Annotated in this window: 18 protein-coding genes; 5 read left to right on the top strand and 13 right to left on the bottom strand. The window is 61.0% G+C overall.

Features of this window, described 5'->3' with window-relative positions; translation table 11 throughout:
• Positions 1–702: 702 nt before the first annotated feature.
• Both MKZ91_RS27625 and MKZ91_RS27630 read right to left on the bottom strand, forming a co-directional pair.
• On the bottom strand, positions 703–2,481 hold the full coding sequence (locus MKZ91_RS27625) for a cation:proton antiporter domain-containing protein (RefSeq protein ID WP_336174241.1): 1,779 nt from the start codon (positions 2,479–2,481) through the stop codon (positions 703–705).
• Between the two features lie 309 nt (positions 2,482–2,790).
• Positions 2,791–3,300, bottom strand: coding sequence for a PTS sugar transporter subunit IIA (locus tag MKZ91_RS27630; protein WP_336174242.1), 510 nt, complete (start codon positions 3,298–3,300; stop codon positions 2,791–2,793).
• Positions 3,301–3,800: 500 nt separating this feature from the next.
• Here MKZ91_RS27630 and MKZ91_RS27635 point away from each other — a divergent pair, with 500 nt between their 5' ends.
• The 4 genes from MKZ91_RS27635 (at position 3,801) to MKZ91_RS27650 (ending at position 8,437) form a co-directional block, all read left to right on the top strand.
• Entirely contained in the window at positions 3,801–3,986 is a 186-nt protein-coding gene (locus tag MKZ91_RS27635; RefSeq protein WP_336174244.1) for a hypothetical protein, read from the top strand.
• A gap of 15 nt (positions 3,987–4,001) precedes the next feature.
• The gene (locus MKZ91_RS27640; RefSeq protein WP_336174282.1) at positions 4,002–5,648 is read left to right on the top strand and encodes a caspase family protein; all 1,647 of its coding nucleotides are present in this window, start codon (positions 4,002–4,004) and stop codon (positions 5,646–5,648) included.
• A gap of 412 nt (positions 5,649–6,060) precedes the next feature.
• Complete coding sequence (locus MKZ91_RS27645; protein WP_336174283.1) at positions 6,061–7,605, top strand: FAD-dependent oxidoreductase; 1,545 nt, start codon at positions 6,061–6,063, stop codon at positions 7,603–7,605.
• A 76-nt stretch (positions 7,606–7,681) separates the two neighbouring features.
• Positions 7,682–8,437 carry an SHOCT domain-containing protein gene (locus MKZ91_RS27650; RefSeq protein WP_336174245.1) on the top strand — a complete coding sequence of 252 codons (756 nt, stop codon included), beginning with the start codon at positions 7,682–7,684 and terminating at the stop codon, positions 8,435–8,437.
• A 331-nt stretch (positions 8,438–8,768) separates the two neighbouring features.
• Here MKZ91_RS27650 and MKZ91_RS27655 read toward each other — a convergent pair whose 3' ends face one another.
• The 4 genes from MKZ91_RS27655 to MKZ91_RS27670 all read right to left on the bottom strand — a co-directional run bounded on the left by MKZ91_RS27655 (position 8,769) and on the right by MKZ91_RS27670 (position 12,257).
• Positions 8,769–9,071 carry a type II toxin-antitoxin system RelE/ParE family toxin gene (locus MKZ91_RS27655; protein ID WP_336174246.1) on the bottom strand — a complete coding sequence of 101 codons (303 nt, stop codon included), beginning with the start codon at positions 9,069–9,071 and terminating at the stop codon, positions 8,769–8,771.
• Between the two features lie 17 nt (positions 9,072–9,088).
• Positions 9,089–9,334, bottom strand: a complete 246-nt coding sequence (locus MKZ91_RS27660) for a type II toxin-antitoxin system ParD family antitoxin (protein WP_336174247.1) — start codon at positions 9,332–9,334, stop codon at positions 9,089–9,091.
• Positions 9,335–9,891: 557 nt separating this feature from the next.
• Complete coding sequence (serA, locus tag MKZ91_RS27665; protein ID WP_336174248.1) at positions 9,892–11,130, bottom strand: phosphoglycerate dehydrogenase; 1,239 nt, start codon at positions 11,128–11,130, stop codon at positions 9,892–9,894.
• A gap of 287 nt (positions 11,131–11,417) precedes the next feature.
• Positions 11,418–12,257, bottom strand: coding sequence for a class I SAM-dependent methyltransferase (locus tag MKZ91_RS27670; RefSeq protein WP_336174249.1), 840 nt, complete (start codon positions 12,255–12,257; stop codon positions 11,418–11,420).
• 429 nt (positions 12,258–12,686) lie between these two features.
• Between MKZ91_RS27670 and MKZ91_RS27675 the strand changes: the two genes are divergently transcribed.
• Positions 12,687–12,860: a hypothetical protein gene (locus MKZ91_RS27675; RefSeq protein WP_336174250.1), complete on the top strand. Its 174-nt coding sequence runs from the start codon at positions 12,687–12,689 to the stop codon at positions 12,858–12,860.
• Positions 12,861–13,066: 206 nt separating this feature from the next.
• Here MKZ91_RS27675 and pcaF read toward each other — a convergent pair whose 3' ends face one another.
• From pcaF to MKZ91_RS27710, 7 genes are read right to left on the bottom strand one after another with little or no spacing between them, the layout of a single operon-like run.
• Positions 13,067–14,272, bottom strand: coding sequence for a 3-oxoadipyl-CoA thiolase (gene pcaF / locus MKZ91_RS27680; protein ID WP_336174251.1), 1,206 nt, complete (start codon positions 14,270–14,272; stop codon positions 13,067–13,069).
• Positions 14,269–16,245, bottom strand: coding sequence for a 3-hydroxyacyl-CoA dehydrogenase NAD-binding domain-containing protein (locus MKZ91_RS27685; protein WP_336174252.1), 1,977 nt, complete (start codon positions 16,243–16,245; stop codon positions 14,269–14,271). The genes pcaF and MKZ91_RS27685 overlap by 4 nt, the downstream gene beginning before the upstream one ends.
• 11 nt (positions 16,246–16,256) lie before the next feature.
• The gene (locus tag MKZ91_RS27690) at positions 16,257–16,652 is read right to left on the bottom strand and encodes a RidA family protein (RefSeq protein WP_336174253.1); all 396 of its coding nucleotides are present in this window, start codon (positions 16,650–16,652) and stop codon (positions 16,257–16,259) included.
• Complete coding sequence (locus tag MKZ91_RS27695; protein ID WP_336174254.1) at positions 16,630–17,061, bottom strand: acyl-CoA thioesterase; 432 nt, start codon at positions 17,059–17,061, stop codon at positions 16,630–16,632. Before MKZ91_RS27695 ends, MKZ91_RS27690 begins: the two co-directional genes overlap by 23 nt.
• A 9-nt stretch (positions 17,062–17,070) precedes the next feature.
• Positions 17,071–18,258, bottom strand: a complete 1,188-nt coding sequence (locus tag MKZ91_RS27700; RefSeq protein WP_336174255.1) for an acyl-CoA dehydrogenase — start codon at positions 18,256–18,258, stop codon at positions 17,071–17,073.
• Between the two features lie 17 nt (positions 18,259–18,275).
• Complete coding sequence (locus MKZ91_RS27705) at positions 18,276–19,472, bottom strand: acyl-CoA dehydrogenase family protein (protein ID WP_336174256.1); 1,197 nt, start codon at positions 19,470–19,472, stop codon at positions 18,276–18,278.
• A gap of 2 nt (positions 19,473–19,474) precedes the next feature.
• Positions 19,475–20,317 carry an enoyl-CoA hydratase family protein gene (locus tag MKZ91_RS27710; RefSeq protein ID WP_336174257.1) on the bottom strand — a complete coding sequence of 281 codons (843 nt, stop codon included), beginning with the start codon at positions 20,315–20,317 and terminating at the stop codon, positions 19,475–19,477.
• Between the last annotated feature and the right edge of the window lies 1 nt (position 20,318).

Genomic DNA, 20,318 nt, shown 5'->3' on the forward strand with positions numbered 1-20,318 from the left:
CCACGACCGAGTGTGAGCCAGGAATGTTCGGCGATAGCTTCGATTTCCCTTGGTAATGCCGCGCAGCAAGCTAAAGGGGCTCACCGTCGGCACAAGGGTCGGCCCGCCCGGCAAGCCGCCCTTGCTCTTGATGCCGGGGCTGGTTTCTATTGGTGTCGCTTCTGATCAATGGCCTCCTGTTGAGGAGCGTCCAGCCGATACGCGACCTTGCATGCCTATTGCCAGGCCTTGAGGTCGGCGCCAGGGGCCACACTGTCAATGTAGACTGCCCCTACCTCTCGTCGAGTCCTCGGCACCTCCGGTGCCTCGCATTGTGAATTCTTGTGTTGGTGGGCGGCCAGGCTAGTTACGTGGAATGCGTGCCGCCAAGCGCAGCCGAGAATTCCGCTGCCCGTAGTCTGTTCCGCCCGTCAGCAAAGATCGCTCCTCCCACCGCGGCGACATCAACGCCAAGAGTCTCCAGCCGAACAAAGTGCTCTGGGCCGATCTTCCCGTCGACGACGGTGTATAAGCCATCGGGTCGTTTCGCGAGGCGCTCGAAAGCACGTTCGTCGAAAACTGCCCCGCCCGCCGGTGCTGTTAGCAGTAGACACCCATCGATGGCCCCAAGAAGTCGGCGCGCCCCGCACTGCACTCACTCTATGGCCGCCGGTAATCCCGGCGGCCCATTTTTTAACGTGAATGGTTATGCCCATATTCAACTCATCTCGATTTTCGCGGCCGGATCGCATGCCGTTCCCTTTTCGAACCGTCCTCTGGCTGAAGCATCCTGCGAAATTCATCCCGCCGCTCATGAATGGACGCTATCACCGGCCCCATCGGAATGCCGATGCCAACGAGCACCGCTTGCGACAGTTGGAGGCTCGCTTCGATGGTCTCTGGCACCGCATCGGTCACTTGGAGCTCGTATAATTCAGTCGCGTGCACCGCATCCCGTGCGCGGGCGACAATGGTGAGATCCGCCCGCTCGGATCTTGCAGAGGAAACGATGGACGCCACTGCCTCGGCATTATCCAAGGTCACAACAAGCGCGCGAGCACTCTGGATTCCGCAGCGTCGGAGCAACTCGGTTCGGGTGGCATCACCATAGTAGATCGTAGTGCCGCGCCCTCGCTCCTTGCCGACAAGCACGGGATCGGCGTCGATTGCCAGGAACCTCAACCCATGTCTCGTGAGCATCTCAGCGACCAGTTGCCCGACACGTCCATATCCAACCACGATCACACGCTCTAAGCCGTCGTCTTGCTGGGGCGTTAATCCTGCAAACGAAGGATCGGCCGCACCGGTAGGTGCCCGGTCGCGGTCTAGCAGGCGCACCAGCAAGGGAACGACGATCATTGTTAAGGTTGCAGCAACTGTGGCAGTGGCGGCAACGGCACCAGGGACCACATTGCCGGCCACAGCAGCGCCGATAAGGATCAATGCGAACTCACCGCCAGGTCCTAGGATGAGCGCGACCTCGCCGGCATTGCGGGTCGTCAGTCCTGACAGGCGCGCGATGGGAAAGAGGGTCAGAGCTTTTACGGCAAACAGGCCGACCGCAACGCCGAGGGTGACGACCGGGTTGGCAATGATCTCGGACAGATCCAAGCGAGCTCCAACGGATACGAAGAAGAGCCCAAGCAAAAGCCCCTGGAACGGTTGGATGGTAACCTCGATCTGGCGACGATACTCGGTTTCAGCGAGTAAGAGACCCGAAACGAAAGCACCCAGCGCCATGGACTGCCCACTGAGGGCTGTGATCAGGCCAGAACCGATGACGACGAGGAGGCATGCAGCGACGAACAATTCGTTACTTTTTGTCGTCGCGACCAGCTTGAACAAGGGCCGCAGGATGAGGCGACCGAGGCCGGCCATCGCGAAAAGCGCCACTACAGCAGGCGCCAGGGCATACATGAGGCCGGCGCCGAGCCCTGTCCCCCCACGTGTACCCAAAATCGTCACCATGAACAGGAGAGGCGCCACCGCGAGATCCTGGAAGAGCAGTACCGCGAAACTGGCCCGTCCAACCGTCGTGTTCAGCAGTCTGCGCTCAACAAGCGACGGTATGATGATCGCCGTCGACGACATGGCGAGCGCACTGCCCAGCACCACCGCTGACGCCGGCGTTTGGCCCAGAAAACCCGCGACGGCCGCGAGGATGGCTGTCGCGGTGAGAACCTGCAAGCCGCCCAATCCGAAGACGAGTTTACGCATTAACAGAAGGCGGCTCCACGACAGCTCGAGCGCGATCATAAAAAGCAGGAATGCTACACCAAATTCCGAAAGATGCGCGATCTGTCCGGCGTCAGTGATAGAGATTGCAGACAGCCAAGGCCAATCTCCTGCGAGTGCTCCAAGACCGAAGGGACCAAGCAGGACTCCGGCCGCGAGAAACCCAAAGACCGGGCTCACTTTCAATCGACCAAACAGTGGCACTATGACGCCGGCCGTCGTCAGAAAAAGCAGAAGCTCCTTGTAGTTTTCTAGTCCTGGCGTCATCGATAGCTCACAACCATTGCGTCAGAGTGACGGGTTCATACCAAGCCGACTGTCATCTCTTCCTCCCCTGAAAGATCGTACTCTCATTTTCAGAGGAATGTTCCCGGGAGTGGTACTCCAGGCCGGCCGCGACGACAGTTCGAGCTTCGTGACGTCAGCAGGTTCGTACGCCTCCCAACCCCGCGCCGGGGACCAACACCTAAGTGGCTACCGGCGCGTGAAACGGGAGAACAAGCTTGTTTCGTATGCCGACCAGGAAAGACGTCGCGCGAAGCGATCACCGAACGCGCCACACGATTTAGCATCGAGCTATCGCACGAGCGGGCCATATGAGGCCGTGACGGAGCTTTGTGCACTTGGAGCAGCTGTCGAAGCGCCCGACGAAATCACGATTAAGGCCTCTGCTTCAGATCGCACCCCTCGCAGGGCCACCAACAACTTCTTTGAGCGAAAGACACGACAAAGCTTGGATAGGTATTGCAAGAAACCTTCATGTTGGCCGTCGGGCCATATCACCGCGAGAAAGATATCGACTGGCTCGTCGTCGGGTGCTTTGAACTCGATCGGTTCGCGCAGGGTAACAAGGACTTTTGCCGGAGCTACCAAACCCGGAACAAACGCGTGCGGTAAGGCAAAGCCTTCCCCGAAACCTGTAGAACCAAGAGCCTCCCGGTCAAGCAGGCCGTCTAGAATGACACTGGCTGGGACCAGAGTGCGCTGCGCCAGGTGAGATGAAATGGCCTGGAGAACCGCCCGTCCGCCCGTCGCCGGCACGCCGAGCATCAAGTCATCTTCAAAGCCGAGTTTTTCATCATTCATCTTCTCCTCCCCACTTCTATCTGGCCGTCAATGATCGCGCTGGTTTCACTCCATATTACCCAATTCTGACCCGAGTTCCGAGTTCGCCCGGCTTTGCGGCCTTTTTGGCGCGATCGACATCCCTATGAGTTCTCGGCCGGAATGGATAGATCGTGACGTCGCGGTCGCCTCCATGTAACGACAACATAATTTGCTCGAGCAGCGCTCGAACTGTCCCATCCAGCCGCCACCTGCGAAGCGGGCCTTTCACAGCTTAGCGGATAGCGAGGCCTCATCGCACACCTTTGCGATTGGAGTTACAAACGTCCGCTTTAGCCCGATCAGCACCGCAGCGACGACGTGATTAGATGACGCCTCCCGTCAGAGATCTAAGAGCTGGCCTTGCCTTCGCGCTTTTCCGACGCCGGCCAGCACTTGGCTTTAGCCGAATTGGGCTATCTCCTATTTTGTTTTTAACTACATTAGACTTTAGTATAATTTCAGGACGCAGGGAGGTAAGCATGGAACGCTTGGAAGCCGAAAAGCTCGAAACCGACGCTGCCACAAAGGTCTGGTCCGTCCATGATTTCTGCAAACGGTACCGCCTTTGCGACGACGAGGAACGTCGTTTGATGCGCCTGTTTGGTTTGTTCGCCACATCCCGTGAACTCCTGAACAACGCTCAACGCAATCCCAAGTGGCGGTAATGCGGGTTGGCTGCCATGCATTACTTACGCGCGGCCGTCTTGCTCTCGCTCTTTTTCCTGAGTTCTTACGCTTGGGCCGAGAAGCGCGTCGCGCTGGTCATTGGAAACTCGGCCTACCAGCACGCACCGCAGCTTTCAAACCCCCAGAATGACGCCAGCGATATGGCGTCGAAATTGGCAGGAATGGGGTTCGTGGTGGTGACGGGCCACGACCTCGATCTCACGGGAATGCGCCGGTCGATCCGAGAATTTGTCGGCAAGGTTGAAGGCGCCGACGTAGCGCTCTTTTTCTATGCCGGTCATGGTCTGCAGGTAAACGGCGGCAACTACATAATCCCGGTCGACGCGCAGCTTCGTTCAAACAACGATTTGGATTTCGAGGCGTTGCCGATAGAGCTTGTGCTGTCTGCGATGGAGCGCAACGCCAAGGTCAATCTGGTGTTCCTGGATGCGTGCCGCGACAATCCACTCGCTGCGACATTGGCCCGATCCATGGGAACCCGATCCATGACCGTTGGCCGGGGGTTAGCGAAACTCGATACCGGCGTGGGCTCGCTGATTGCGTTTTCCACGCAACCCGGAAACGTTGCCCTTGACGGCACTGGCAGAAACTCCCCGTTCACGACGGCGCTGCTGAAACACCTCGGCACGCCCGGGCAGAGTATAACGGATGACCTGATCGCAGTGCGTCGCACAGTCTTACAGGCCACTGATGGCAAGCAGGTTCCCTGGGACAGTTCATCCCTAACGGGCCCCGTCGTTCTCAATCCGTCGCCAGCTGCGGCCACGGCAACGAGCCCGGCCGCTACGACAGATCCCGATAGAACCGTGGAGCTTGCATACTGGAATTCCATCAAGGATCTGACCGAAAGCAGCTTCTTTGAAGCATACCTTCAGGAATACCCCAATGGCGCGTTCGCAACGCTTGCGAAGTTGAAGATTGCGGCAATCGCGGAACGCGAAAAGGAACGGCATGCGACGGAACAGGAGAAGACGGATTCCAAGCGCGCCGTAAACCCGAAAGACAACGCCAGCCAAACCAACGTCGCCGCGATCGAGCAGACCACCCCGGGGGCCCAGACGTCAGCTTCGCCACCGGGCACCATGGCCGCCGGCGACCTCGCATTCGCCACCCAAAGGGAACTGGCGCGGATTGGATGCCTCAGCCAGATCGACGGCAAGTGGGGTGAGAGCAGTCGGAAGGCCCTGCAGGCCTATGCCGAGCGCAAGGGGCTCAAGCTGGCTTCGCTCGCCCCCACCGAGGAACTCCTGAACGGGCTGAAAGCGATCGGCAACCGTGTCTGCCCACTCATCTGCGGCAAAGGAATGGAGGTCCGCGACAACCGTTGTGTGGAACCCGGTCTGAGTGCTTACGACGGCGCATGGTACTTAACACGGTATGCAAAGACGGACTGCGGCGACTGGCGCGAACTCTCGACACTCCTTTTCGTACGAAACGGCGTAATTTCGTCTAGCTCTGGGTTTTCGGGAAAAATCTCCAGCAACGGGTCCGTCAATATTGCCACCACCTTCGTCCATAAAGGGAGGAAAGGAGGCAACACTCTGACGGGAATGATAAAAGGAGGCAAAGGGACCGGCAGGTTTAGGGGGACGGGAGCAGGCAGCGGCTGTTCGGGAACAATTTCCATGAAAAAGATGTAGAGCAAACATGATGAACCCATCGGCGTAGTGACAACGCCGCACCAACCGACGGCAGTGTCAAGAAACGTGGTATTGGCCAGGACGATCTTGAGCCATATTGGGAAAGGACCCTTGTCTTGGCGCGTCCGCCTATTCCCCAACAGAACGCGTTTCCACCAGACGAGTACTATAGATTTCAGCGGGCCAACTCCGCCAACTTGAAGTCGAAATTGGTTCGGGAAATCGCGCTTTGCACAGCGCCGGCGGCCGTTGTTCGTATGGGGCATACTCCAAAAGATTGCGCGCAACTGCAGGTCAAATTCGCTTGCCTGGGAGCCAGAATGGCAGACAATTCCAGACGAGTTTCCTGTGGGTGAGCAAGCCCAGCGTCGCAGTGGACGACACCGGCAGCTGCCCTTCGACGGAGGAGAAGATGGCCGCCAACCATTCAGAGCCCAGCGGACCCGACCTCGCCTTCGGCATTGCGCTCGCCGATCTCCCCGATGGCGGCAAGTTGGTCGGTCATCGCGATGGCGAGCCGGTGCTTCTGGTGCGCCGCGGATCCGAGATCTTCGCGATAGCCGCCAGCTGCTCGCATTACGGTGGGCCGCTGGTCGATGGCCTCATCACCGACGACACCGTTCGCTGCCCCTGGCATCACGCCTGCTTTGATCTGCGCACCGGAGAGGCCCTGCGTCCTCCGGCGTTATCGCCGCTCCCCTGCTGGTCGGTTGAACAGCGCGGCGACAAAATAGTCGTCGGCGAGAAACTTAAGAAGCAGTCGCCGGTTTCACGCGAAGGCGATGCCGGAGCGGCTCCCGAAAAGATCGTCATCGTCGGTGGCGGCGCCGCCGGCTTTGCCGCCGCCGAAAGACTGCGGCGCGAACAATTTCAGGGCGCCATCGTCATGATCAGCGATGACGAGGCGCTGCCCGTCGACCGCCCTAACCTTTCGAAGGACTATCTCGCCGGTAAGGCGCCGGAGGATTGGATCCCGCTGCGCAAGGAGGGCTTCTATGCCAAGAACGGCATCGACTTGCGCCTCGCAACCAGGGTTGCCGGCATCGACGTCCGCGCCAGCGAAATCTTACTCGCCGATGGGGCACGGGTCGCCTTCGACAGACTGTTGCTGGCGATGGGCGCCGAACCGGTTCGCCTGACCATACCCGGCGCCGACCAGCCTCATGTCCACACGCTGCGCTCGCTTGCCGACAGTCGGAAGATCATTGCGCAAGCCGGCACCGCACGTAGCGCCGTCGTCCTGGGCGCCAGCTTTATCGCCCTCGAAGTTGCCGCTGCCCTTCGGGGCCGCGGTGTCAAGGTGCATGTGGTGGCGCCCGAGGAACGGCCGATGGAACGGATACTGGGGCCGCAGATCGGCGATTTCATCCGTACCCTGCATGAGGAAAATGGCGTCATCTTCCACCTTGGGGATACCGCGGCGAACATCGGCGCAACGGAGATCCAGCTGAGCAGCGGCGGCATCCTGGCCGCAGACATGGTCGTTGCCGGCATCGGCGTGCGGCCGCGGGTCGGTCTCGCCGAAGCGGCCGGGCTCGCGACCGATCGCGGCGTCCTGGTCGATGCCTATCTGGAGACCAGCGCGCCGGGCATATATGCGGGCGGCGATATTGCCCGGTGGCCCGATCCCCATAGCGGCGAGAACATCAGAGTGGAGCACTGGGTGGTGGCGCAGCGGCAAGGCGCTGCGGCCGCACTCAACATGCTCGGACGCCAGAAGAAGTTCAGGGATGTGCCGTTCTTTTGGAGCCAGCATTACAACGTTCCCATCAACTATGTCGGCCATGCCGAGACATGGGACGAAATAGAGGTCGAAGGCGACATTCCCGCCAAGGACTGCCTCCTGCGCTTCAAGCGCGGCGGACGCGTGTTGGCGGTCGCCACGATCTTCCGCGACACCGAGAGCCTCGAGGCAGAACTGGCGATGGAGCGGGGGGATCGTGATGAGACAACTTAGTGAAGAAGGTCGACGAACCCTGGGTGGGATTGCAGAGCGGTACGGGGTCAGCCTCGGAGCGGTGGAGCACCTTCTGATGGCGGTTATCGCCGGGCAGGCGACACAGGCCCAGTTCAATCATCCCGATCTAGGTGGGATGGGGCAATGGTCGCAGGGCGGCATGATCATGGTCGGCGACATGTTCAATAACGCGCTGAAGGCAAACGTGGCCGGGGTTTGTTCCGAGCTTGCGGCCTTGGTGCGCGGCACGGATTTGCTGCGCCCGCAGACGTCACACCAGGCCCAATATCAAGACCAGGGGGGCGGCGTCAGCCTGTTCGTGCCGGGTGCGTTTTCGGCTGGGAACTGGTGGCCCGAGGAGCTCGGGCATCCTGCCTCGACCGGGGCGCAGAACGACCTGCGGTATGCCTTTTTCCCGACAACCCGACGGCTAGCGATCGACATCGGCGGCCGGGTGATGGTCTATGACACGAAGGACCATCGCATTGGCGGGTTCTCGCAACAGCAAGGCGGCGACCAGTCGCTGAGCTTCACCTCTCAGTATGGACTGGTGAAGATTTCGGAACTGGTTTTGATACGGCAGGGCGGCAAGGAACCGAGAGACACGCCGATCGACGAAGCAGCCACCGCCACCGCTGCGCCGTCGATGTTCGCATCGCCCGCGTCAGAACCCGCCGAGCCACAACAGAGGGCACATCCAGCGCCGGAGGCGGTTCGGTCGGATGAGGACATCTTCGACAAGATCGAACGCCTCGCGGCACTTCATGCGAAAGGCATTCTCACGGATCAGGAGTTCGAGGCGAAGAAGACAGAGTTGCTCAGCCGACTATAGCATTCAATCAGCGGGGCTTTGAAACCTGAACGCCCCACGGCCGACCTCGCCTTGAGCGGATTCGAACCAACTTCCGTGCCCATTGTTAATTAAGCCAATACGTTAATTAACAAAATTGCTGTTTCGTTTATCAAGGCGCGAAGCTCGCCGAAATCAATCGGCGCAAGACACAGGCCGAGCTTCGGCAGCGGAAAATTGCCTTATATTACAACGACGCAGAGCGCAAACATGGACGGGCAGCGCGGTTGGTCACCTAGCGCCTCCGCGAGTTCGTCGTTGGTATCTGTGGCTCGAGCGACAATTGGCAGTCAGGTCAACGGGGCGTGACGTGCTACTCGTTCGCGTCGACCCAGGAAAACAACTCGTCGATATCGCGATGCCCCTCGATGATATTGACGACCTCGAAACGTTCGTCGACGTAGCGGAAAAAGATGACGTATCCCTTGAACGCCGCGCTGCGTATATCGGAGCGCAATTCCGGCCGTGCTCGGCCAAGAGTGCCGGGAAGGTCGGCCAGTGTCCGGCATTTTTGCCGAAGCTCTCCGACAAACCGACGTCCCACGACCAAACTACCGCTCTGTCGAGTGATGTATTCGAGAATATTGACCAGGTCTGTGAGTGCCGAAGGCAGCATACGAAGCTGCGGCACCCTTAGAAGCCTTCCTTGGTCAGCTGGTCGGCCTTGGCTTCAAGCGCCGCGTCAATATCTGCGTCGGATGCTTCGCCGCCATCGGCAATCGATTTGTTGAGCAGGCTGGTTAGAGCCCTCAGCTTCTGCTCGCGTTCCTCGACGAGGCGCAATCCTTCACGCACCACTTCGCTGGCGGAACCGTAACGGCCATCCTTCACGATGTTAGATACAAAGGCTTCCCAGCGGTCACCAATGGAAACGTTCATGTCCACACACCTCCAATTGCGTCACAGCATGCCATAATAACAATATTTGCGCAATTATTGACACTGCGGCAGAATCTCAAATGCGAACGATCGATCCCACTTTCAAGAAGCCTTGAGCCGATGCTATTGCCGCCTTTGCGCCATCAGCATCGGCTCAAGCGAAAACACCGCGCGCAGCCGCCGGTCGTGTTGATGTGTCCTGCCCGCTCGGGAGCTCAGGCGACGAAGAGAGCAGCATTTCCGCCACAGAAGCCCGCCGGTTTGGCCTTGTCCGCCGCTGAGGGCACGGTTCATCAGACGACCGATAGCACGGTGCTTTGGCGCCACGCGATCGTAATCGCTATGGGCTCGAAGCTTCAGCTCAGTGCCGTGAGCCTAGAAAGCGGCGGCAGGTTCTTCCGGACCCTGCAACCTCCCCTCCCCTCCCCGAAAACTCCCGGACACATCATGCAGGAACAGCGGTACAGTTCCGACCGCACGCGGCTCCACCAGGCCTGCGCGCCCAGCGATGGCAACCAAACCAATCATTCGCTGGTGCGCTGAGTCCCGGTCAGTGCTCAGTAGACTAATCGCGTTCGTATCGTTCCAGGAATTTCGCGTAGGGCCTGAAGAATCTCGTCGGCATTTTCGGAGATCCCGTCGGCCTCGACCACCACATAGCCCGTGTCGCCAAGCGTCTGAAGGAACTCAGCGACGATGTTCAGCCCGCGCGACGAGAAGATCTCGTTGAGCTGGATGAGCATTCCCGGGCGGTTTTCATGCACGTGAATGAAACGCGTGCCGTTCGGGCGCTCGGGCAGTTGTACTTGCGGAAAGTTCACAGCGCCCATCGTTGAGCCGATGTCGGAATACTCGACCAGCTTCCTTGAAACCTCCCCGCCGATGCGCTCTTGGGCTTCCTCAGTGGAGCCGCCGATATGCGGCGTCAGAATGACATTGCTCAAGCCTTGCAACGGCGTCTCAAACCGATCGTTGTTCGATGCCGGCTCCTTGGGGAACACGTCCACCGCGGCACCCGCCAGATGCCCGTCGTTCAGGACTTTCGCAAGCGCATCGAGATCGACCACCGTGCCGCGAGAATTGTTGATGAAGATGGCGCCCTTCTTCATGCGGCGCAATTCGGTTTCGGTAATCATGTTATGCGTCGAGGGTGTTTCGGGAACGTGCATCGTCACATAGTCAGAGATTTCGAGAAGGTCACCGAGCGAAGCCATCGACTCCGAATTGCCCCGGCGCAGCCGATCGGAAAGATCGAAGTAGCGCACGACCATGCCCATGCTTTCCGCAAGCGCACTGAGCTGCGATCCGATATTGCCGTAGCCGACAATGCCGAGCGTTTTGCCGCGGACCTCCCGGCTGCCGACAGCGGACTTCTCCCACCCACCTTGATGCGCGGAAGCCGAGCGCGGAAAAATCTGTCGTGTCAGCATGATAATCTCGCCGATCACAAGCTCGGCCACCGATCGCGTGTTTGAATATGGTGCATTGAACACCGGAATGCCGCGCCGCCGCGCTGCATCCAGATCGACCTGGTTCGTACCGACGGAAAAACAGCCAACGGCGATCAATTTCTTGGCGGATTCGAAAATCTCGTCTGTCAGCTGCGTGCGGGAACGAATGCCGATGATATGAGCGTCGGCGATGTGGCGCTTAAGATCCTTGTCATCGAGCGCCTTCGGCAGATGAATGAGGTTGGTGTAGCCGGACGACGAAAAATAGTCCACCGCGGTCTGGCTAATGCCTTCCAGCAGAAGCACGGAAATTCGGTCGCGCGGGAGAGAAAGTTGGCGGCTCATAAATATTGCTCCGGTTTCCGAAAGGCCGATGTGGCTTCGGCGCCTATGAAGGTTTAAGCGGCCGGAAAGGCTAATATCAACCCTTGATACCGCGAACATCTCAACGTACCGCGGTTCTCCATGCTTCCCACTCAAAGGTTGGCGAGAAAGGGTGACCTAGATGGCAATGGCAACGACCCCGCGCTGATTTTCCCAACCCAGCCAGCCTTTCCGGCGGCATCAGCAGGCGAATGAACCCGTTCGGCTTGCAGTCTCGTGTCGGTTGACGCTGGCTAGTGTTAAGAAATCTACGTTTGCATTGGCTTCTCTGCGACGTAGAGGAATCTGGATAGTCTCCGCGCTGCGGCCAATTCAGCGGTTGTCTTCAAAAAGACCTGCCTGCTTTCGAACCAGTCCGCGCCCTCCTCTTCCAACAGCGCAGCACGGCGCGATTGGCGAGCGCGGTAGAGGCGCAACGCCAGATTTGAGACAGCTTCCGTCGTGTCTCTGCAGAGACTTAGCTCGAAACCGGCTCTCTCAAGCATGAGCTCATTAAATGCCGTAGGGACGATATGAAACTTTCCCTGAGACGCCCGGATGTCCAATTCTTCCTTCGAAACAGCTCCGGTCAGGACGCACGCATCAGTCAGAATCAGCCGACCGCCCGGCCTGAGTAGCCTGAACCAGTCTGCGAACACCTCGCGACGGGACGCCAGGTGTATGATTGCGTCAATGCAGGAGATGACGTCGAATTCTCCCTTGTCGAACGGCAGTCGCTGGCTGCAATCGGCGACAACAAACGTTGCACCCAGCGGCAGATGCGCGGCCGCAGCCAATGCCTTTGCGTGCTCGATAGCGGCCTCTTCAATATCGACGCCCGTCAGCCGACATCCCGTGGCGGCGGCGATCGCAATCGATGGGCCGCCAGACCCGCAAGCGACATCGAGCAGTTTTCCCTGAGGATTTTCTTGGACAAGTCCGATTATTTCGCCTTGTTCGCCAAGCGACCGCCATCCTTGTTGGCCGAGGTCCACGCCATAGGCCTCGAGTCTGACCTCGGCTGCGAGCCGGCTGCCGAAGCGCGAATACTGAGCGCTATAGAAGGTGAAGTTGCCCGCGTTGATTGACGGTTGCTTCTTGACGGTCATGGTCGAGGACCTCCCCTAGAAATCATACGCGGTTTCTGGCGGCGGCAAACGTCTGGGAGGCCACGTCGGCCATGGGCGGACGAAGAAGAGACGGTCGCGTTGTTTCTCGATGTCCCCGGGCTCAAGCTGGCGGATCGGCTACGATGCAAGCTGCGCGCTCGGCGACAATAGCCGCGAGATCGGCCTCAGCACGAACGACATCTTCCTCGATTTCGCAACGCTTGGTTAAGTCAAGCGCGCTCTTGAGTTCCCGACGTTTTTCGATGTGCTATTGGCTGGCCTTGCTTTTGAGCGGCCCCAATCTGGGCGCTTCCTCCAGCCTATCGAGGCAATGTTCCTCGAGGATTGAACCACCTTCAACCATGCCGCAGTTGCAAGAGCCGTTGTGCGCGATATCGTTGCATCCGCGATTCGTCGCCTGGAGGAAAAATGCGTCAGCAGACAAAGCCGTTCATCGTTGAAATCAAACAATCCCGCAAGCCGAAACCCGGCAACCAAAAGCCCTCGATTTGGGGAAGCTTGGACCTGAGGCTGGCCGATGATCCCCTGCTCGAAGTGACGCAGGCGACGGAGCCAGCCACCGCCGAGAGCGACCGACCATAACGCGTCATTCGTTGGCTCGACCGCCAAGCCGCCTTGCGCGCTTCGAGCTCCTGTGACTGTAGATCGTGGAGAAAGGCTGCCGGGCGCTACGCGAGACCTGCCGCCTGGACGATTGCCCGATTGTCGTCTGCAAACGCTGTCAAACGGGATCGAAGATTGGGCGCATTGCCCGGCCTCGGCTCGATCTCGGGATCAAGTCAAATGCATCACGGCCGTGTCAGCAACATCGAGATGCCCTGTCCAACCCCGATGCACATGGTCGCGAGCGCGCGCCTGACGCCTCGCGCCTCAATCTCCAACGCGGCCGTCAGCGCCAAGCGCGCGCCGGACATGCCGAGTGGATGGCCGAGTGCAATCGCGCCACCGTTCGGATTGACGTGGGGTGCATCGTCCGCGAGCCCGAGTTGACGCGTACAGGCGAGGGCCTGGGCAGCGAAGGCCTCGTTGAGTTCGACGATGTCCATGTCGCCGATACCGAGCCCGTAGCGGCGAAGGAGCTTGAGAGTTGAATAGACGGGGCCTACTCCCATGATGCGTGGCGGGACGCCAATGGTTGCCGTCCCCTGAACGCACGCAAGCGGCTGGAGGCCGTACCGCTCGACGGCTCCCCCTGAGGCAAGAATGAGGGCAGCTGCACCGTCGTTGACGCCGGATGCATTGCCGGCCGTCACCGTACCATTGGCACGGAAAGGTGTCGGAAGGCTGGCCAGTTTCTCGATGGTCGTTTCGCGCGGGTGCTCGTCCTGTTCGACATAGGTCGTCTCGCCCTTACGACCCTTGATCGGGTAGCGGACAATCTCCCTGGCAAAACGGCCGTTCGCTTGCGCTGCCGACGCACGGATCTGGCTGCGTAGCGCAAAGTTGTCCTGATCTTCGCGCGAAATGGAAAAGCCGGCGGCGACGTTTTCCGCCGTCTCCGGCATTGTGTCGATGCCATATCGCTCTTGCATCTGCGGATTGATGAAGCGCCAACCGATCGTTGTATCGTAGATCTCGGCGTTGCGCTGGAACGGGCTTTCGGCCTTGGGCATCACGAAAGGCGCGCGCGACATGCTTTCAACGCCGCCAGCGACAACGATACCCGCTTCGCCCAGGCGGATTGCACGTGCAGCATAGGCTACGGCGTCCAGCCCCGAACCACAAAGCCTGTTGATGGTCGTTCCGGCAACGGTCTCCGGCAGTCCGGCAAGCAACGCAGCCATGCGCGCGATATTGCGGTTGTCCTCGCCCGCCTGGTTGGCGCAGCCAAGCACGACCTCGTCGACCGCTTCTGCCGGAACGGACGAGACGCGCGCCAACGCTTCGCGGATCACATGCGCGGCGAGGTCGTCCGGGCGCACGCTCGCGAGAGCACCGCCATAACGGCCAATGGGCGTGCGAACACCGCCGACGATGTAGGCTTCGTCCGTCATGTCCGGTCCTTGCTGTGTTCTGCGGCGAACATCGGCCCGCCCTTGTGTGCCGGGAAGCCGTAGCCGTTGATCATCACCAGATCGATATCGCCGGCACGCGCGGCGATGCCTTCGGTAAGCAACGACTTGCCCTCATCGACCATCGCCAGCAGAAGCCGGCCGGTGATCTCTTCCGCCGTAAAACTGCGCGGCTTGATGTTCTTGGCCGCCCGCGCCGCTTCGATGATGGCCGTAACCTCAGGATCGACGGCCCGTTCGCCCTTGGGATAGGCATACCACCCGCGGCCGCTCTTGCGGCCAAGGCGGCCCGCCTCGCAGAGCCGGTCGGCGATCTCGACATAGCGGGCGGCAGGATCACGCGTCGCCGCCTGCCGCTTGCGGCGCGCCCAGGCGATCTCCAGCCCGGCCATGTCGTTGACGGCGAAAATCCCCATCGGAAACCCATAGGCTTCGAGAGCCGCGTCGATCTCGTGCGGTAGCGCCCCATCTTCCAGCATGAACTCCGCCTCGCGGCGGTAGGCAGAGAAGACGCGGTTGCCGATGAAACCTTCGGTGACGCCGCAAACGATCGGCAACTTGCCGAGGCTTTTGACGAAGGCGAGCGCACTTGCCAGCACCTCCGGCGCCGTCTCAGCACAATCGACGACTTCGACGAGCCGCATGACATTGGCCGGAGAGAAGAAGTGCAGGCCCACCACCCGCGACGGATCGGCTGTGGCCGCGGCAATCGCGTCGGGGTCGAGGTAGCTCGTGTTGGTCGCAAGAATGGCGCCGGGCGCGACGATGCCGTCGAGCTTCTGGAACAGCTCCGTTTTGACCTTGATGTCATCGAACACCGCTTCAATGACGAGGTCGGCTCGCGCGAGGTCTCCAGCTTGCGCAGTCGTCTGCAGCCGCGCGAGGCAATCGTCGCGGCTGGTTGTGGTCAACCGCCCGGAGCGCATGGTCTTGTCGAGCGTTTCGGCGATGCGAGCCCGCCCGCTGGCGGCCGCATCCTCTGTCTGCTCCAGCGCAATGACGCGGTAGCCGGAGGTCAAGGCGGAAACAGCGATGCCGGATCCCATCAGCCCCGTGCCGACCACTCCGACGATCGCGATCGGCCGAGGTGATACCTTGTCGAGCCCCTCGACCTTGCCGGCCGCGCGCTCGGCGAAGAAGACGTGCCGCAGGGCAGCGGACTCGATTGAATCACGCAGGCGCAGGAAGGCCATACGTTCCTCGGCCAGTCCTTGTTTCAACTCGCGTTCACCGGCCGCCTTGACGAGGCGGACCGCCTCGGAGGGGGCAGTCTGGCCGCGGGCCTTCGCCGACACCTTTGCTTCGGCCGCGTTGATGGCAGCGGCGTCCGCTGGCGGAACTGCAATCATGCCCGTGCGGCGAAGCGGCTTGCCGGCCTGTGCCTGCGCGAAAGTCAGCGCAGCCGATACGGGATCGGCGGCAAGACTATCGGCCAGGCCAAGCGCCACAGCTTCGTCGGCCTTGACAGCACGTCCCGTTGCGATGAGGTCGATCGCGGGGACGATGCCGATCAGGCGCGGCAGTCGCTGGGTGCCGCCGGCCCCAGGCACGATGCCGAGCTTTACTTCGGGCAGTCCGAAGGATGCCTTTTCGCCGGCGATGCGGCCGTGGCAGGCAAGCGCTACCTCGCAGCCGCCGCCAAGGGCGGCGCCATTGACAGCCGAGACGATCGGCTTTTCGAAGGCTTCGATGCGCTCGATCACCTCAGGAAGCACGGGCGCCATCGGCGGCTTGCCGAATTCCTTGATATCCGCTCCGCCGATGAAGGTGTTGCCGGCGCCGGTGATCACGAGACCGGCAATCACCGGCTGATCGGCTGCATGGTCGAGCGCTGCCATCAGGCCGGACCGGACATGCGCGGAGAGCGCGTTTACGGGCGGATTGTTGATGGTAACGATCAAAACGTCGTCTTCGAGACGGGCGGAAACGCTCTCGGAAAACCGGATCTCGGCCATGTCGACAAACCTCAATCGGGGACGACGGCCGTGGCCTGTATCTCGATCTTGGCGCGGTCCTCGACGAGTGCCACCACCTGCATCGCTGCCATGGCCGGGAAGTGCCGGCCGATCACCTCGCGGTAGGCCTGGCCGATGCCGCGCAGATTGCCGACATATTCCTGCTTGTCGGTGAAGTACCAGGTCATCGTGGTGATGTGTTGCGGCTCAGCACCGCCGGCTGCAAGCACGGCTACGACATTTTTCAGCGTCTGGCGCACCTGCTCGACGAAATCGTCGGTCTCGAACTCGGATTGCGCATTCCAGCCGATCTGGCCACCGACGAAAACGGTGCGGCCGCGGGCGGAGACGCCGTTGGCGTAGCCGATGGGCTTCGCCCAGCCTTCAGGTTGCAGGATGGTGTGCATCGATCGTCTCCAGATGTTGTGTCAGCGCGGCGCGGATGTCGTCCGGCCATGCCAAAGAAGCGTGATTGTCGAGCGAGGTGGCAACGACCCGCTGTTTCGCCGTCCAGAGCACCGTGTCTCTCGCCGAGACCGTGTGCTCCATGTCGAGCGACGATCGGCCGAGACCGCGGACCGCCAAAACGAAATCGAGATCATCACCCTGAAAGCCGGGGCGGACGAAGGTAAGATCAAGGCGCACCGTCGGCACGCCGATCCGCCGCTCGTCGTTCATCTCCTTCCAGGGGAACCCGAGCGAGGCGAAGAAGTCTTCCGTCACCCCGACAAGGATGTTGAGGTAGGAGGGGAAATAGGCGATCCCGGAGGGATCGCAGTCTCCGAACCGCAGTGGCCTCTTGGTCCTGAACATCAAGATCGGACCTCAGTTGGCGAAAGCGGCGATGCCAGTGATGGCACGGCCGAGGATCAGCGCGTGGATATCGTGCGTGCCCTCGTAGGTGTTGACCACTTCAAGGTTGACGAGATGGCGGGCCACCGGAAACTCGTCCGAAATGCCGTTGCCGCCGAGCATGTCGCGGGCGGTTCGGGCAATCTCCAGCGCCTTGCCGCAGGAATTGCGCTTGAGGATCGAGGTCAGCTCGACTGGCGGATTGCCTTCGTCCTTCATGCGTCCGAGGCGCAGACACCCTTGGAGACCAAGGGCAATCTCCGTTGCCATGTCTGCGAGCTTCTTCTGGATCAGCTGGTTGGCGGCGAGTGGCCGGCCGAACTGCTTGCGGTCGATCACGTATTGGCGTGCTGTCTCGTAACAGGATTCCGCCGCGCCAAGCGCGCCCCAGGCGATGCCGAAGCGCGCGGAGTTGAGGCAGGTAAAGGGACCTTTCAGCCCGGTCACCTCAGGCAGCATGTTTTCATCAGGAACGAAAACCTCGTCCATGACGATCTGGCCGGTGATCGACGCGCGAAGCCCGACCTTGCCATGGATCGCCGGCGCACTCAGCCCCTTCCATCCCTTTTCGAGAATGAAGCCGCGGATGACGCCGTCGGCAGTCTTTGCCCAGACGACAAAGACGTCGGCGATCGGCGCGTTGGAAATCCAGGTTTTCGAGCCCGAGAGCAGATAGCCGCCATCGACCTTGGTCGCTTTGGTGATCATCGATCCGGGATCGGACCCGTGGTCCGGTTCTGTGAGGCCGAAGCAGCCGATCTTGGTGCCGGCGATCAGGCCCGGCAGATACTTGCGCTTCTGGCTTTCGCTGCCGAAGGTGTAGATCGGTACGATCACCAGCGACGACTGCACGCTCATCATCGAGCGGTAGCCGCTGTCGATGCGTTCGATCTCGCGCGCGATCACGCCGTAGGAGACGTAGTTGAGGCCGGCGCCGCCGTATTCCTCGGACACCATGGGGCCGAGCAGGCCGAGTTCGCCCATCTCGGCGAATATCGACGGGTCGGTCTTCTCGTGGCGGAAGGCCTCCTGGACCCGCGGTGCAAGCCGGTCTTCGGCATAGCCTTGGGCGGTGTGCCGCACCATGCGTTCTTCTTCGGTCAACTGCTGATCCAGGTTGAATGGATCCTGCCAGTCAAATGACGCTTTCGAACCGTGCATGTTCGACATCCCCCTCGTTATCGTGCTCTGTCCTTCATCAGCTCACGGCCGATGATGAGCTTTTGAACCTCGGTCGCGCCCTCGTAGATCCGGAGTGCACGGATCTCGCGATAGAGCCGCTCGGTAATCTCGCCGACGCGCACGCCGCGGCCGCCGAAGAGCTGCAGCGCCTGGTCGATGACCCATTGCGCATTCTCTGTCGCCGTCATCTTGGCCATCGCCGCTTCCCGCGTCGTTGGCCGCTTCTGCACGTCGCGCTGCCATGCGGTGCGGCAGGTCAAAAGCGCGGCGGCGTCGATCGCGGTCGCCATCTCGCCGAGCGTGCTTTGTGCTGTCGGCAGGTCGGCAAGCGTCGCGCCGAACATCTTGCGGCTCTTCGCATGGTTCACCGCTTCGTCGAGCGCGCGCCGGGCAAAGCCGATCGCGGCCGCGGCCACCGAAGGGCGGAAGATATCGAGCGTGCGCATGGCGATCTTGAAGCCTTCGCCCGGGCTTCCGAGAAGCTGCGACGCCGGGATGCGGCAATTGTCGAAGCGAAGCCGGGCGAGCGGATGGGGGGCGATCGTCTCGATGCGCTCGGCGATCGTGAAGCCCGGCGTATCGGCGAAGACCACGAAGGCGGAAATGCCGCGCGTGCCAGGCGCCTCGCCGGTGCGGGCAAAGACCGTGTAGACATCGGCGATGCCGCCGTTCGAAATCCAGGTCTTCTCGCCGTCGAGCACGAAGTGGTCGCCCTCACGCCTCGCGGCACAGGCCATTGCCGCGACATCGGATCCCGCTTCAGGCTCGGACAGCGCGAAAGCGGCAATCCATTCGCCGCGGGCGACCTTGGGCAAGATAGCCTGCTTCAGCGCCTCGGAGCCGGAAAGGCTGATCGCGCCGGTGCCGAGCCCTTGCATGGCGAAGGCGAAGTCGGCAAGGCCGTCGGCATAGGCAAGCGTCTCGCGCACGAGGCAGAGCGAACGGCTATCGATCTCTTCACTCTTGCCACCGAAGGCTTTCGGCACGCAGTGGCGAAGCACGCCTGCGTTGCCGAGTGCTGCGACCAGATGCTTGCAGGCGGCATCGACATCGCCGTGGTCGACGTTGCCGAGCCCGCCGCTGGACATGAAATCGTCGAGCTCCGTCGCGAGAACGCGGTGGCTGTTGTCATAGAACGGCCAATTCAGGTGGTCGCGGGTCGGCTGCCGCGAGGGCGTCTCAGGGGAACTCATGCTCAGTTCCCCTTGAATTCGGGCTTTGCCTTGGCGGCGAATGCCTCGAAGGCGCGGCGGAAGTCGCCGGTCGCCATGCAGATCGCCTGGGCCTGGGCTTCCGATTCAATTAGTTGGTCGATGCCCATCGCCCATTCCTGGTCGAGCATCTTCTTGGTCATCGCATGGGCGAACCAGGGGCCATCGGCGATGGTACGCGCGAACCTCTGCGCCTCGGCAAGCAGTGACGGACGCTCGTGCAGCGCATTGTAGAAGCCCCAGGCATGGCCCTCGGTCGCCGTCATCACCCGGCCGGTGAAGAGCAGTTCGGCCGCACGGCCCTGGCCGATGATGCGGGGAAGAATACCGCAGGCGCCCATGTCGGCACCGGCGAGCCCGACGCGAGTGAAGAGAAACGCCGTCTTTGCCTCCGGCGTCGCCACGCGGAAATCGGAAGCCATCGCGAGGATGGCGCCGGCACCGGCGCAGATGCCATCGACGGCAGCAATGACGGGCTGGGGGCAGGCACGGATCTGGCGGACCAATTCGCCGGTCATGCGTGTAAAATCGAGCAGATCGGGCATCGACATGCGCGTCAGCGGTTCGATAATCTCGAACACGTCACCGCCCGAGGAGAAATTATCGCCGGCGCCCGTCAGCACCACGGCGCGCACGTCACTGGCGCGGGCAAGCGACCGGAAGAGATCGGCAAGCTCCTCGTAGCTTTCGAAGGTCAGCGGGTTCTTCTTTTCCGGACGGCTGAGCGTGATCGTCGCGACCCGACCGTCGGCATCCGTTTCGAACAGGAAGTGCTTGGCCTTATGATCCCTAAAGGCACGCTTCTTGGCCTGCATCGGGTTTGTCATT

Source organism: Ensifer sp. MJa1 (genome assembly GCF_037026475.1).
Classification (GTDB): Bacteria; Pseudomonadota; Alphaproteobacteria; order Rhizobiales; family Rhizobiaceae; genus Ensifer.